This is a genomic window from Tenacibaculum sp. nBUS_03 (assembly GCF_051201695.1).
Taxonomy (GTDB): domain Bacteria; phylum Bacteroidota; class Bacteroidia; order Flavobacteriales; family Flavobacteriaceae; genus Polaribacter.
The window spans coordinates 2387292-2401606 of sequence record NZ_CP179214.1 but is presented as its reverse complement, the minus strand read 5'-3'; the positions used below and the strand labels follow the sequence as shown (position 1 = coordinate 2401606).

General features: G+C 27.1%; 13 protein-coding genes. All 13 read left to right on the top strand.

Annotated features, from left to right (window positions below; translation table 11 throughout):
• Positions 1-117: 117 nt before the first annotated feature.
• Positions 118-504: a ribonuclease P protein component gene (gene rnpA, locus ACMFBB_RS11195; RefSeq protein WP_435260864.1), complete on the top strand. Its 387-nt coding sequence runs from the start codon at positions 118-120 to the stop codon at positions 502-504.
• Entirely contained in the window at positions 494-2122 is a 1629-nt protein-coding gene (locus tag ACMFBB_RS11190) for a S41 family peptidase (protein WP_435260863.1), read from the top strand. The genes rnpA and ACMFBB_RS11190 overlap by 11 nt, the downstream gene beginning before the upstream one ends.
• 30 nt (positions 2123-2152) lie before the next feature.
• The gene (locus tag ACMFBB_RS11185) at positions 2153-3835 is read left to right on the top strand and encodes a DUF6909 family protein (protein WP_435260862.1); all 1683 of its coding nucleotides are present in this window, start codon (positions 2153-2155) and stop codon (positions 3833-3835) included.
• 3 nt (positions 3836-3838) lie between these two features.
• Positions 3839-4876 carry a hypothetical protein gene (locus ACMFBB_RS11180; RefSeq protein WP_435260861.1) on the top strand — a complete coding sequence of 346 codons (1038 nt, stop codon included), beginning with the start codon at positions 3839-3841 and terminating at the stop codon, positions 4874-4876.
• Between the two features lie 6 nt (positions 4877-4882).
• The gene (gene rfbC, locus ACMFBB_RS11175; protein ID WP_435260860.1) at positions 4883-5413 is read left to right on the top strand and encodes a dTDP-4-dehydrorhamnose 3,5-epimerase; all 531 of its coding nucleotides are present in this window, start codon (positions 4883-4885) and stop codon (positions 5411-5413) included.
• A gap of 5 nt (positions 5414-5418) precedes the next feature.
• Positions 5419-6501 carry a GDP-mannose 4,6-dehydratase gene (gene gmd / locus ACMFBB_RS11170; protein ID WP_435260859.1) on the top strand — a complete coding sequence of 361 codons (1083 nt, stop codon included), beginning with the start codon at positions 5419-5421 and terminating at the stop codon, positions 6499-6501.
• A gap of 11 nt (positions 6502-6512) precedes the next feature.
• The gene (locus ACMFBB_RS11165; RefSeq protein ID WP_435260858.1) at positions 6513-7583 is read left to right on the top strand and encodes a GDP-L-fucose synthase family protein; all 1071 of its coding nucleotides are present in this window, start codon (positions 6513-6515) and stop codon (positions 7581-7583) included.
• A complete protein-coding gene (locus ACMFBB_RS11160) occupies positions 7576-8310 on the top strand; it encodes a class I SAM-dependent methyltransferase (RefSeq protein ID WP_435260857.1) in 735 nt (244 codons plus the stop codon). Before ACMFBB_RS11165 ends, ACMFBB_RS11160 begins: the two co-directional genes overlap by 8 nt.
• Entirely contained in the window at positions 8311-9564 is a 1254-nt protein-coding gene (locus tag ACMFBB_RS11155; protein ID WP_435260856.1) for an oligosaccharide flippase family protein, read from the top strand.
• Positions 9558-10796, top strand: a complete 1239-nt coding sequence (locus tag ACMFBB_RS11150) for an O-antigen ligase family protein (RefSeq protein WP_435260855.1) — start codon at positions 9558-9560, stop codon at positions 10794-10796. Before ACMFBB_RS11155 ends, ACMFBB_RS11150 begins: the two co-directional genes overlap by 7 nt.
• Positions 10793-11848: a glycosyltransferase family 4 protein gene (locus ACMFBB_RS11145; protein ID WP_435260854.1), complete on the top strand. Its 1056-nt coding sequence runs from the start codon at positions 10793-10795 to the stop codon at positions 11846-11848. The genes ACMFBB_RS11150 and ACMFBB_RS11145 overlap by 4 nt, the downstream gene beginning before the upstream one ends.
• A gap of 484 nt (positions 11849-12332) precedes the next feature.
• Positions 12333-13205: an O-antigen ligase family protein gene (locus ACMFBB_RS11140; RefSeq protein ID WP_435260853.1), complete on the top strand. Its 873-nt coding sequence runs from the start codon at positions 12333-12335 to the stop codon at positions 13203-13205.
• Complete coding sequence (locus tag ACMFBB_RS11135; RefSeq protein ID WP_435260852.1) at positions 13198-14313, top strand: glycosyltransferase; 1116 nt, start codon at positions 13198-13200, stop codon at positions 14311-14313. Before ACMFBB_RS11140 ends, ACMFBB_RS11135 begins: the two co-directional genes overlap by 8 nt.
• The last annotated feature ends 2 nt before the right edge of the window (positions 14314-14315 follow it).

Here is a 14315-nt window from a genome sequence, read left to right as displayed (position 1 = left end):
TGATACTATATATTAGTAAATGATGTTTATAAAATAATTGAGGTGATTTTATAAAAATGATTTCCTCAAAAATACTCAAAAAAATGGTTTTTCCTATAGGTTTACGTATGTTTGTATATGATGAGATTTACTTTAGGAAAAGAGGAACGATTAAAAAGCAAGAAACTTATAGGTAAGTTATATGAAGAAGGGAAGTCTATTAAGGTTTTTCCTTTGCGGATGGTTTATATACAAACAGAGCATACATCTAAATACCCTGCTCAAGTAGGAATGTCTGTTCCCAAACGTAATTTTAAAAGAGCAGTAGATAGAAATAGAATTAAACGGTTGTTAAGAGAAAGTTACCGTAGGGAAAAAGGAATTGTGTATTCGGAAGTAAAAAAACCGTATGTGTATATGATTTCTTATATTGCAAGGGAAGAGTGGAGTTATGAAGATATTGAAGAAAAAATGAAAAAATTAATGTCGCTTTTTGTAGCAGAAATTAATAGGGATGAAAAATAGAAAAGTACTTTTTTTAGGAAGCATAGTTGTTGTTGGAATTTTATTTTCTTTCCAATCTCGTTTCTTTGAGATAGCGAAACAAATTGAAATATATAATAACTTATTTAAAACTTTAAACATCAACTATATTGATGAAATAAACCCTGGAGATATAACAGATAAGGCTATTAAAAATACACTTAAGAGTTTAGATCCTTACACTAATTTTTATAATGAACAAGATGTTGAAGATGCCAGGATACGAAGAGAGGGTGAATATGGAGGAATAGGTGTCTCATCCTATTATACTGAAAAAGGAATTGTTTTATCCGAAATATTTAAAGGTTTTTCTGCAGATAAAGCAGGACTAAAAGCTGGAGATATTATTGTGAATGTTAATGACCAGGAGTTAAAGAACCTTGAAAAAAACCAACTTTCTCAAGTACTTAAAGGAACTCCCAACAAAGAACTTTTGTTGGTAGTAAATAGAAATGGAGAAACTATAAATGTTACACTTAAATTGGATAAGATTATAGTAAATCCAGTACCCTTTTATGATATGATTGATAAAGAAGTTGGGTATGTTGTTTTAACTCAATTTACAAGTCAGAAAGCTACCGAGGAAGTAGCAAAAGCAATTAAAGAATTAAAAGAAAAAGGAATGAATAAATTAGTGTTTGATTTAAGAAGTAATCCTGGAGGGTCACTTTTTGATGCTGTAAACATTACAAATTTATTTATACCTAAAGGAAAAAAAGTAGTTGATACAAGAGGAAAGATTAAAAAGAATAGTAGAACGTACACTACGAATAAAGAACCATTAGATATTGATATGCCACTGGTTGTTCTTATTGATGATAGGTCAGCATCTGCTTCTGAAATTGTCTCTGGAGCACTACAAGATTATGATAGAGCTGTTGTAATGGGTGAGCGTTCATTTGGAAAAGGACTAGTTCAGCGTTATTTTAAGTTGAATTATGGAACTCAAATGAAAGCGACTATTTCAAAATATTATACACCTAGTGGAAGATGCATTCAAGAATTGGACTATGCTAATAGAGATTCGAAAACAGGAAAAGTACCAAAGTTTTCTGAAGGGGTTGTTAATAAATTTACAACACAAAATGGAAGAGTAGTGTATGATGGAGGTGGAGTAACTCCTGATGTGAAAGTAAAATATTCAAAAAAAAATAAAACAACAAAAGCATTATTAAAGTCAAGAGCTATTTTTAATTTTGCAACTGATTATATTCAGAAAGAATCAGAGATAGATTCATTAAATTTTTCATTTGATTCACAAAAGTTTACTATGTTTAAAACATATCTATATAGTTCAGACACTTCTTTTATTACGAAAGAAGAAAAAATGTTTAGAAAAGCATATAAAACTTTAAAAAATAAAGCTGATATACAAAAGGAATATGATAATATTCTGCAAAAATTACAACAGCAAAAAGTAACTGAAATAGCAAAAAACAAAGATGTTTTATTAAACAAAATTGAAAAACAAATATTAAAAATTTCGTTTTACAAGGAAGGGATGTATAAACATCAATTAAAAAATGATAAAACAATAAAGCAAGCAGTTTCATTGTTAAAAAACAAAAAAAAATACTCTAGAATACTTAAAATAGAGTAGTTTATATATAATTTATTTGATTACAAATTTATGTCGAAGCAAAACCAGAAAGAAAGAACAAGAGCGCAAGAGTCAACAAATGCAATAGAAAAATTATATATATCTATGAGGCATTTATTTAGCCGTGGATTTTATAAGCCAATGGGGGTTTCTGGTGAAACATTACGAAAATCACTCTTGGCTTTACGTCCTGAAATTTATGGGTCTATAGCTGAAGAAAAAACCGAGTTAAACGGATTAATCTATGTAATAGAGCGTTTACCTGAAGGAATAGAGGAATGTCAATTTATCAATTTAACAGCTGATGAAGGGTATAGAAATTCGCATTTTAAAGCAATTGTACCTCCCAAAAGAAGAAGAAATTGTTATCGTATTGACAAAGATCAAATGAATATCGAAATTACAAGAGGAAGATCTGAAATATATGATATTCTTACCCATCTTACCTTCCTGTTTATTGAATCACATAAAATAAAAGATAGAGTAACAATAGATAGCTCTGGAGAAAAATTTATTAGAGAGTGGTTGCATCTTGAAGAAGTGGTTTTGTTCAATAAAACACTTACAAACGAAGAAAAAGATGTAATAATCGTGCATCTAGGAAATATTTTAGGTAGAACATATGATGAAGTATATGATGTGTGTAATTCATTTGCTACTGATGACAATCCAAATCGTTTTTTACATCTTATTTATTGGTTAGGAAAATTGGCCATTAATGAAGTTGTGCTAGATCAAAAAAGATCGATTAAATTTAGTTCTGTTTTAATAGAAGAAATTGGACATCATTTTTATGGAGAAATTTGGGCTAATAACATAAAGAAAATTTTATTAGATAATAATTTAATAAGTAGGCCAATACACATAATAAGTGCTAATATGCATAGTGTAATGAATACTATTTATGCCAAAAATGCTTTACCAAAAAAGGCTAAAGAACATACTGGTTTTGAACTTTTTGAATTATTAAGTGACTCTAATAGTGGAGCCTTACAAACAAAGGTTAAACAATATGCTTCTGAAAATGGATTGATTTATATAAAAGATACTTCAGGAACAAATATTAACGTTCAGATTATTGATACAGATAAAATAGATTTTGATACTATTTCATTTGATAAAAATAATTCTATAAATAAAAAACCAGTGATTATTGTTATGGATTATGCTTTTGGAGAGCAAGCATATGAAACAATGGACGAACTTTTAAAACCTTATAAAACAAGAGAAGAAGAGATACATTTAGATGTTGAATCTGTTTCAATAATGGGAAAGGCTGGGATATTAGAAGGAGGAAAAGGAGATATTATGATACCATCATCTCATATTTTTGAGGGAACAGCAGATAATTATCCTTTTGAGAATGAATTGTCTAAAGAAAATTTAAAAGGTTATGGTGTTGAGGTTTTTGATGGGGCCATGGTTTCTGTACTAGGAACATCTTTACAGAATAAAGACTTATTAAAGTTTTTCCATGACTCAACATGGAATGTTATCGGACTTGAAATGGAAGGAGCTCATTATCAAAAAGCAATTCAATCAGCTTCAAAGATTAGAGGAAATATTTCTGAAAATGTAAAAGTTCGATATGCATACTACGCTTCTGATAACCCACTAGAAACTGGTGCTACACTAGCTTCAGGAGGATTAGGAATGAGTGGAGTAACACCTACGTATGCAATAACTGAAAAAATAATAGAACAAATTTTTTAAAGCATGGCTAATAATAAAAACGAAGAAGAAGTAGATTTAGGCTCCTTGTTTGTAATAATAGGCAGAGGTATTTCTAATTTTTTTAAATTTATTGGAAGTATTTTTACTGGTGTTTTTCATTTTTTCATTTTAATACTTCTTTTCTTTAAGAAAAATTACATTAAGTTAGGAATAGCTACTCTTATTGGCGCTATCACTGGTTTAGTAGTTGAATTAAAGGAAGAAAATAAATTTGGATCAAACCTTTTAGTTCAAACGAATTTTGATAGTGCAAGGCAATTGTATAATAATATTGAATTTTACAATAACCTTGTAAAGCAAAAAAATGAAAATTTATTAGCTAAAACATTTAATTTAAATCCAGAAGAAGCTAAATCATTAAAGAAATTTTCAATTGAACCTATAGAAAATGGAAATGATATTGTAACTACGTATGATGAGTTAATATTATCTATAGACACCTTAACAGCGAAAAGTTATTCTTTCTATGATTTTAAAAGAACGTTTACGAAATTTAATTATAAGGCGCATAAAATAAATGTTTTGTCAACTAAAAATGATGTGTTTTCTAAGTTAGATAAAGTAATAATATCTTCAATAATAGAAAATAATTATTTTAATAAGTTAAAAGAACTTACTAATGAAAATTTAATAAGGACAGATAATTTATTGAGAAAAAATTTAGCTCAAACGGACTCTTTACATCAGATTTATAAAAAAGTATTATTAGAAGAGGCAAAATCTACCAAACAAGGAACCAATATAGATTTAGGAAGTACAAGAAAAAATAGTAAAGAGCTTGATTTGTTTACTACGACTTTGAAACTTAATAAAGAACTTAAATTGATAAGTGAAGAGAAATCTGAAAAATCTGAAGTTGTTAATATTATATCTAACTTTCAACCTATAGGGTATGAGATAAAGGGAGTTTCAGAAAACAGATCAGTTCAACTAGCTTTGCTTTCATTAGGAATAATGATTTTATATTTATTATTAATTAAACTTAATAAATATTTAGAAAATTATAATTACAAGAAGTAATACTAAATGAATGTTACTAAAACCCCTTTAAAAGGATGCTTTTTAATTGAACCTATATTGTTTGAAGATGGTAGAGGTTATTTTTTTGAAAGTTTTAATAAAGAAAAATTTAATAAAGAAACAGGTCTTGATGTTAATTTTATTCAAGACAATGAATCATTCTCAAATAAAGGAATTGTTAGAGGTCTACATTTTCAAAAAGGAGAATTTGCTCAAGCTAAATTAGTAAGAGTTGTTGCAGGGAAGGTACTGGATGTAGTTGTGGATTTAAGAATAAATTCTGAAACTTATGGTAAACATTTCTCTGTTATTTTATCAGGTGAAAATAAAAAACAGTTGTTTATACCTAGAGGTTTTGCTCATGGTTATTCAGTACTAGAGAATAATACACTGTTTACTTATAAATGTGATAATTATTATAACAAAGAATCAGAAGGAGGTATTATTTATAACGATGCAACACTTAATATCGATTGGAATTTATTAGATACCGAGGTTAAATTATCTGAGAAAGATATGCAACTACCAAATTTTTAATAGGCATGAAAAAAGTAGCCTTAATAACAGGTATAACAGGGCAAGATGGAGCATATTTGACAGAGTTTTTGTTAGAGAAAAACTATGAAGTTCATGGTATTAAAAGAAGATCTTCTAGTTTTAATACAAATAGAATAGATCATTTATATCAAGATCCCCATGAAGAAAAAAGAAATCTTTTTTTACATTATGGAGATATGATTGATGCTTCTAACTTAATTAGGATTATACAAGAAGTTCAACCTGATGAAATTTATAATTTAGCAGCAATGAGTCATGTTCATGTATCGTTTGAAACACCTGAATACACTGCTAATACTAACGGCTTAGGAACATTACGACTACTAGAAGCGATTAAAATTTTAAATTTAGAAAAGAAAACAAAAATATATCAAGCATCTACCTCCGAGCTATTTGGTAAGGTACAAGAAGTTCCTCAAACAGAAAAGACACCTTTTTATCCTCGAAGTCCTTATGGAGTTGCTAAAATGTATGCTTATTGGATTACCGTAAATTATCGAGAGGCATATGGTTTGTTCGCTTGTAATGGTATTTTATTTAATCATGAATCACCTATTAGAGGAGAAACCTTTGTTACTAGAAAAATAACGAGAGCGGTTTCTAAAATAGCATTTGGACTTCAAGAAAAAGTGTATTTAGGAAATCTTAATGCTAGAAGAGATTGGGGCCATGCCAAAGATTATGTTCGAATGATGTGGATGATATTGCAGGCTGAAAAACCTGAAGACTGGATTATTGCTACTGGAAAAACTACATCGGTTAGAGATTTAGTTAAAATAGCTTTTTCTGAAATTGGAGTAGAGATAGTATTTAAAGGAAAAGAAAAAGAAGAAAAAGGATATGTAAAATCTTGTAGCAATCCGAAATATCAGTTACAAAAAGGCAAAGAAGTTGTATGCATTGACCCACATTATTATAGGCCAACAGAGGTAGATTTGTTAGTTGGTGATGCATCAAAGGCAAAAGAAAAGTTAGGTTGGGTTCCTGAGTATTCAGTAAAAATGATGATAGAAGAAATGATGGAAAATGATATTAAAGTAGCCTATACAAGTTTGACCAATAAGTAGAAATTTAAGTAATGAATAAGTCATCTAAAATATTTGTAGCAGGGCATAAAGGCATGGTAGGTAGTGCTTTTGTAAAAAGACTTTTACAAAAAGGTTATGAAAATATTGTTACGAAAAGTAAAGAAGACTTAGATTTAACAAACCAACAAGCTACAGCTGATTTTTTTAAAAGAGAAAAGCCAGAATTTGTTTTTTTGGCTGCGGCAAAAGTTGGTGGAATTATAGCTAATAATACATATCGAGCTGAATTTATATATGAGAATTTGATGATTCAAAATAATGTAATTCATCAAAGTTATATAAATGATGTAAAAAAGTTATTGTTTTTAGGTAGTACTTGTATTTATCCTAAAAACACGAAACAACCTATTAAAGAAAATTCTCTTTTAACTGGAAGTCTTGAGTATACGAATGAGCCTTATGCTATAGCAAAAATAGCAGGGATTAAAATGTGTGAAAGTTATAATGTACAATACGGGACTAATTTCATTTCGGTAATGCCAACTAATTTGTATGGGCCTAATGATAATTTTGATCTTGAAAAGTCACATGTCTTACCTGCTTTAATCAGGAAAATTCATCTAGCAAAACTACTAGAGGACAACAAGCAAGATGAAATTATTAAAAATATTGGAGTAGCAAATTTCGAAGAGGCGCTCGTTTATTTATCAAAATACGGAATTACAAAACAACATGTTGAGATTTGGGGTTCTGGTGAGCCTAAACGTGAGTTTTTATGGAGTGAAGATTTAGCAGATGCTTGTGTGCATATAATGGAAACAGTAAATTTTAAAGACTTGATTCCATTAGATTCAAGAGAAATCAGAAATACACATATTAATATAGGAACAGGAAAAGAGGTTTCTATTAAAGAACTAGCATCTTTAATAAATAACATAATTGGTTTTAATGGAGGGGTGGTGTTTAATACTAGTAAACCTGATGGAACTATGAGAAAGTTTACCGATGTTAAAAAGTTGCATGAGTTAGGTTGGAAGCATACCATAAATTTAGAAGAAGGTATTGAAAAAATGTATACGTGGTATAAGAGGTGTAAAAATAAAAAACAACAAAATGTTTGAAAAAAAAACTATTCATTATCCCAATTTTTATGAAGATGAGTTCCATTTAGAATGGCACATGAGTCGTAATGAAAGATATGCCTTTATAAAACTATTAGAGAAAATTAAACCTAAAGTTGCTATTGAGATTGGTTGTTTTAAGGGAGGTAGTCTAGAAATATTAAGTAAGTATTGTGAAAAGGTTTACTCAATAGATATTAATCCTTCTGTTAAAGATAACTTGGAAGGGAAATTTGAAAACACAGAAATTCACATAGGAAAATCTTTAGAACTGATTCCAGAGATTTTAAGAAAGATAGATGAAAAAGGTGAAGAGCTAGAATTTGTTTTAATAGATGGAGAACATACTTTTGATGGGGTTAAAAATGATATTACACATTTTTTAAAATATAAACCCAAGAAAAGTATTTACATTGTTTTTCACGATAGCTTTAATCCTATTTGCAGAAGAGCAATTAAGAAAGCTCCTTATAACTCTTCTCCTTATGTACATTATGTTGAGGTAGATTTTATTAGCGGGGTTTTTAACCCTAATAAATTGTACAGACAAATGTGGGGAGGTTTGGCTTTAGTATTATTAAAACCAGAAAAAAGAAAAGGTGAAATTCTTATAAATGAATGCCAAAAGAAACTTTTTAAAACAGTTTATTGGCAATCAATTCATTTGGTAGCTGATAAATTACAGTTTTTAAAACCATTATATAAAAAGCTAATACAAAAAAAATAGGTGTCAATTTTTTTCTTAACACAAAAACATAAATCATTAACAAGTAACTTTTTTCACTTATCTCTCATAAGATTTATAAATATTAGCACTAAATTTTTTTTAGTAGCTTATTTAGTAAGGGTTTTAGGAGAAAAGACATTTGGATTGTTAACTTGGTCTGAGGCTATATTACAATATTTCATTGTTTTTATAAATTTTGGTTTTAACCTATACGGAGCTAGGTATGTGGTTCATTATAAAAATGATAGGGGTATGCTCAATAAGGCTATTTCAACAATTTATATAATTAAAGGACTTGCTTTTTTAATTAGTTTGATTTTATTAGGAATATTATTTTATTTTAACTCATTTAACGCTAATTATAAGATACTGTATGTGTTATTAATTGCAACTTTAGGTGACTTACTATTCCCTATATGGTATTTTCAAGGTACAGAAAAAATGAAACTCTTATCTAAATCTGTTCTAATAGCAAAGTTATTATTAATAAGCATAACATTCTTTTTAATTAATCGTTCAGAAGATGTTTTAGTATACACTCTCTTATTTGCAATATCACAAATTTTAATGGGCACTCTTGGTTTTATAGCGCTAAAAAAAGACATAGATTTTATTTTTAAGATTCCTGAAAAGAGATTTATTCTAGAAGTAACAAAAACAGCAAAGTACTATTTATTAGGAAATATCTCCATGCTTATATTTAATGCTTTAACTATTTTTATTATAGGGTATTATCTTACTCTTGAAAAAGTTACTGGTTTTGACGTTTGTCTTAAAATAGTTTTTATTTGTATTCTACCTTTTGAAATTTTGCAAGCTGTAGTATTACCAGTAATTACAAAAACACAAAGTAAAACAGAATTAAAGAAATATTTTATTTTAAGTTTAGTACTTGGTTTTACTCTTTATTGTATTTTATTTTTTCTTGGAGATAATTTGTTATTACTATTTGGAGGAGAAAACATATTAAAATACTCAGGTACATTAAAAAAATTATCATTATTACTATTAACAGTTCCAGCAACATTTATTTTAGGACAATGTGGTTTTGTTGCTTTTGGAAATGATAAACGATATAATTTTTCTTTGACTGTTGTTGCTATCCTGTATTTTATAATAGTAATGGGGTTAGTTTTAAGTCAAAAATTAAGTTTTGATACTATTGTATGGTTAAGGGTTTTTTCTGATTATTTGTTGTTTGGAATTTTAGTTTTTCAAGCTTTTAAGACTAAAATATTTTATTTAAAATGGTAAAAAGGTTATTTTATATATTTCTTTTACTAGCTCCTTTTACTAGTTTTTTTGCTATATCTCCTTGGTTAAGACTTCCTGTTGTAGTAAATATAGCATTACTATTAATAACACTAGTTTCTTTTCTGAAAGTAAAAAGCATTAAAGTTAAAGGAGTAAAAAAAGAAGATTTGTACCTAATTGTTTTTTTAATTCTGGTATGGGTAAGCTTTTTATTGGGCTTTAGAGAGAAAAGAAGCTTTAATCATTCATTGGCATATACGTATGCCATTTTACTCTACTTTTTCTTAATTAAATCGATTATACAGTTTTATAAAATTAGCTCGATTAAAATTGCGAAGCCTATTTATTTATCTTTTTTAATTTGCTCTGGCATTATAATGATTGATTTTATAGGAAAAAATTTTTTTGGAATTAGTTTTAGACAAGTTTTTTCAACTGCCGATGGAATGATAAGTAATATGGATTATTATATTAGAGCAGGACTTTACAGAGTTGGAGGGGTAGCTGAAGAACCAGGAAGCATGGCTTTATTTTATAATATTTATTTTGGAATCGCCATGTATTATTTATACCACAAAGAAAAATTATACATGTATAAATGGTTGCTCTCCATATTTATTATATGCCATTTTATGATGTTTTCAAACGCTGGAATAGCACTTTTTTTAATAGCTGGAATTTTAGTTTTTATTTTTAATAGATTAAAAAAACTGACCATAACAAAAAAACAATTAAAATTAATTTTGTACGTTACATTTATAATTGTTTTATCGTTTATAGTTGTTTTAGTTTTTGATACAGGAAGATTAAAAACATCGCTAAATGATTTTTTAAATAAAATTTTATTTAGTGAATCTCATATGTCTTATTCTTCAAGCGGTCAAAGATTAAAACAATGGTATAGAGCAATTATAAATTTTACTAAGCATCCAATTTTAGGAAACGGTCCAGGGTATGGTGTTGATGAAGATGCCGAAGGATATTTAAGTATGTATTTAACTTTTTTGTCAGATATTGGATTAGTGGCCTTTATTTTCTTCATAGGTTTTCAAGAATCTATTGTGAAAAAGGTATTAAGTCTTTCCGAAAAAGTGAGAAGCTTTTTATTATTTAGTATAATTACTTCATTTTTACATTTGCTAATCGTTTCTGATTTTTATCATGCACCTTTTTGGATTCTTCTAGCTTTTATTCAATTAGTATACACTGAAAATAAAGAAGAAAGAGTATGAAAATTGTACATGTAATTACATCCTTTGGAATAGGAGGCGCCGAAAAACTTCTATTAAATGTTATTAATAAACAAATAGAAGAGCATCAAGTTTGTTTAATTTATTTAAAACCGATAGATGACTTAATTCATTTAATAGACGATAGAGTACAAGTAATAAATATAGTATTATCTTTTAGGATAATTAGTAAATTAAAAACGTATTTTAAAACTGTTAATCCTGATATTATTCATACTCATTTAGGACATGCAGATATGTTAGGAATGTGGAGTGCAAGAAAAGTAAAAGCTAAGGTTTTTTGTACAATGCACAATATTTATTTTAAAAAAAACATACTAGATATTTTCTTTTTTAAGATGTATTCTTACTTATTTAAAAACAAAAATATAGATGCCAGTGTAATAGCTATATCTAAAGCAGTAAATAATCATGTGGTTGATGTATTGAAGTTACCAGCGGATAAGTCTTACTTATTGTATAATGCCATTCCATTTCAAAAAATAGAAAAAAGAAAAGGAAAAGAAGATAAAACACATTTGTTATTTATTGGACGGTTAGAAAAGCAAAAGTCAATATCAACATTATTAAAGGCTATATCACATATTAATAATAACGAAATTGAATTGAAAATTGTTGGAGACGGAAAATTAAAAGCTGAATTACAAGAGCAAGTAAAATACTTAGGTTTAAATGAACAAGTTACTTTTGAAGGAAAACAAAAGGATACTGAAAAATATTATAAAAGTGCAGATATTTTTATTCTTCCATCTATATGGGAAGGGTTTGGTATTGTAATTTTAGAAGCATTTAGAGCAAAATTAGCTGTAATTGCTAGTAATATTGAAGGACCGGCTGAATTAATAAAACATGCTAACAATGGATTGTTATTTGAACCAGAAAATCATATTGATTTAGCAAATAAAATAGCTCTGTTGATTAATGATAAGAAGTTAAGAGATGTTTTGTCGGTAAATGGGTTTAACACATTTAGTGAAAGCTACCATATTGATACATATGTTAAACGATTAAATGACATATACAGAAATGCATAGTTTATTAAATAATATTTATTCAAGAAAATACATTTTAGATGTATTTTCTTTAATGCTTTTTATTTCAGTTTCTATTTGTTTTCAACAGAGTTATAAATTGGCATTTTTTTTCGTCATAGGAATAAGTGTTTATCAGTTTTATAGATTGAATAAAAAAATAATCACTAAAAATTACTTCTTTACAACTTATTTTTATTTATTGATATATTCTTCAGTGTTTTATGGAAGTATGCATAAGATTATATTGATAATTCTTTTAGTCTTTTTTTTGTTTTTTATAAAGAAAGAAAAAAGAGAAAAGGAAAAGTATAAACATTATTATCCAGAGATATTAGTATTAGTTTTATTTGGTTTTATTTTTCTTAGTACACTTATTTTTACTCCAAGATTAAAAAGTATTGATGTATATATATACTATTTGTTAATTCCTTTACTATTTATAAATATTAAAAAAAATGAGTTTCAATTTTCAATTTTAAAATGTATGAAGGTTCTAATAACTTCAATATTAATAGCAAGTTTTTTATTGTTGTTTATGAATTTATACTTTAATACTTTTTCAATGAGTATTAACACTTTTTTTTCTAAATATTTAGAGATAACTCATGTGTATTATGGAATGTTTTTAGGAGTTTGTATATCGTTTATTTTAATATTAAACCTTAATAAAAATAACTATATAAATGTTTATATCGATGTCTTAATTGTAATACTATTTTCTTTATTATTACTTTACATTGGAGCAAGAATTTCTTTTATGGCTATTATGGTTGTTCTTTTAGTTTCTGTTTTTCAAAAATTAACTTTACCAATGTATTTTAAGATGCCTTTGTTTTTTATAATATTATTTAGTTCATTATTTTTTGGAGCTAAAACCCCTCGTTTTCAGAAGGGGATAAACGGTATACAAAAGGTATATAAATCTTTAAAAACAAATAATAAAAAAGATATAGTTGATAATTCTTGGAGTAATATGTATCAGAGATTTTTAGTAACAAAATATACTCTTGAAGAAATTAAAGATCACTATATTTTTGGAATAGGAATTCAAAATGTAGCAAATAAAATTAGCAAAAAAATTAGAAAAGACGGTTATATTTATTTCGAGACTATAAATCCACATAATCAGTATTTGCATTTTATGGTGGGTTTAGGTATTTTCGGATTTATCTATTTCATTTATATGTTGTGTGTGTTTTTAAAAGGAGTTACAAATTTTACCTTTTTATTTATTTTATTTTTTTTAATAACAATGATAACTGAGTCTATATTAGCCCGAGGTAAAGGAATGTCTTTATTTTTTCTTTTTTCTTTAAGTTTTTTAATGAATAAAACCTTTAATACTGTAAATGATTAAAATTCTTCATATAGCAAAACCTATTGGAGGGGTTGGAGTTTATATTCAATTACTTACTAAACACTTAAAAGCAGAAGAGTTTTGTAATGTACTGCTGTGTAACAAAGAAGATAAAATAACGACTTTTAAAAACAGTTCAGAAGAAAATATTCAAACGTTTCATATTAATTTAAATAGAGAGATAAAATTATTAAGCGACATTAAATGCTTAATAGATATAATTAAAAAAATAAGAAAAATAAAACCAGATATTATTCATTGCCATAGTGCTAAAGCTGGTATTTTAGGGCGATTGGTTGGAGCATATTTAAAAATACCAACATTATATACTCCTCATGCATATTCCTATTTAAGTACAAATTCTAAATTTAAAATATATACATACAAGCAAATTGAAAAAGCATTTAAATTTTTTCCTTCCAAGACCTTATGTTGTTCTTTATCAGAGCGGAATAGAACCCTAGATGATTTAAAATTTAAAGAAATAAATGTTTTATTATGGAATAATTCAATAGAAGACGTTTCTGACTTAGCAGTTAATGAAACAGAAAATTGTTTGCCTAAAAAGTATATTTGTACCATTGGAAGGCCCTCTTATCAAAAAAATACAGAGTTATTGATTAATGCAATTTTTGAAATTAAGCAACAGCAAAAAGATATCCATTTAGTTGTTTTGGGAGTTGGTTTTTATTCACCTTCTTTGGTTAAAATTAAAGAATTAATAAAAAAGAAAAATTTAGAAAGTAATATTACTTTAGTTGAATGGCTAGAGAGAGAAAAAGCGCTAAGTATTTTAAGAAAGGCAGACTTATATATTTCAACTTCTAGATATGAAGGGTTACCATATGCTGTTATAGAAGCATTAGCCTTAGGAAAGCCTTGTGTAGTTACTAATGTTGATGGTAATAAAGATTTAATTGAAAATAATTTTAATGGTTTTAAAGTGAAAAAGGAGAAGAATGAAATAGTTGATAAAGTATTTACATTAATTAATAATGAAAAAGAAATAGAAAGAATGGGACTGAATTCAAGGAAGCATTTTGAAAAAAAATTTAACATTAAAAATAATATAAGTTTATTAGAAGAAATATATAAATCTATGAAGTAACT

Coding starts and splice junctions, on each gene's coding strand:
- rnpA (WP_435260864.1), top strand. CDS start 118: ATGATGAGATTTACTTTAGGAAAAGAGGAACGATTAAAAAGCAAGAAA.
- ACMFBB_RS11190 (WP_435260863.1), top strand. CDS start 494: ATGAAAAATAGAAAAGTACTTTTTTTAGGAAGCATAGTTGTTGTTGGA.
- ACMFBB_RS11185 (WP_435260862.1), top strand. CDS start 2,153: ATGTCGAAGCAAAACCAGAAAGAAAGAACAAGAGCGCAAGAGTCAACA.
- ACMFBB_RS11180 (WP_435260861.1), top strand. CDS start 3,839: ATGGCTAATAATAAAAACGAAGAAGAAGTAGATTTAGGCTCCTTGTTT.
- rfbC (WP_435260860.1), top strand. CDS start 4,883: ATGAATGTTACTAAAACCCCTTTAAAAGGATGCTTTTTAATTGAACCT.
- gmd (WP_435260859.1), top strand. CDS start 5,419: ATGAAAAAAGTAGCCTTAATAACAGGTATAACAGGGCAAGATGGAGCA.
- ACMFBB_RS11165 (WP_435260858.1), top strand. CDS start 6,513: ATGAATAAGTCATCTAAAATATTTGTAGCAGGGCATAAAGGCATGGTA.
- ACMFBB_RS11160 (WP_435260857.1), top strand. CDS start 7,576: ATGTTTGAAAAAAAAACTATTCATTATCCCAATTTTTATGAAGATGAG.
- ACMFBB_RS11150 (WP_435260855.1), top strand. CDS start 9,558: ATGGTAAAAAGGTTATTTTATATATTTCTTTTACTAGCTCCTTTTACT.
- ACMFBB_RS11145 (WP_435260854.1), top strand. CDS start 10,793: ATGAAAATTGTACATGTAATTACATCCTTTGGAATAGGAGGCGCCGAA.
- ACMFBB_RS11140 (WP_435260853.1), top strand. CDS start 12,333: ATGAAGGTTCTAATAACTTCAATATTAATAGCAAGTTTTTTATTGTTG.
- ACMFBB_RS11135 (WP_435260852.1), top strand. CDS start 13,198: ATGATTAAAATTCTTCATATAGCAAAACCTATTGGAGGGGTTGGAGTT.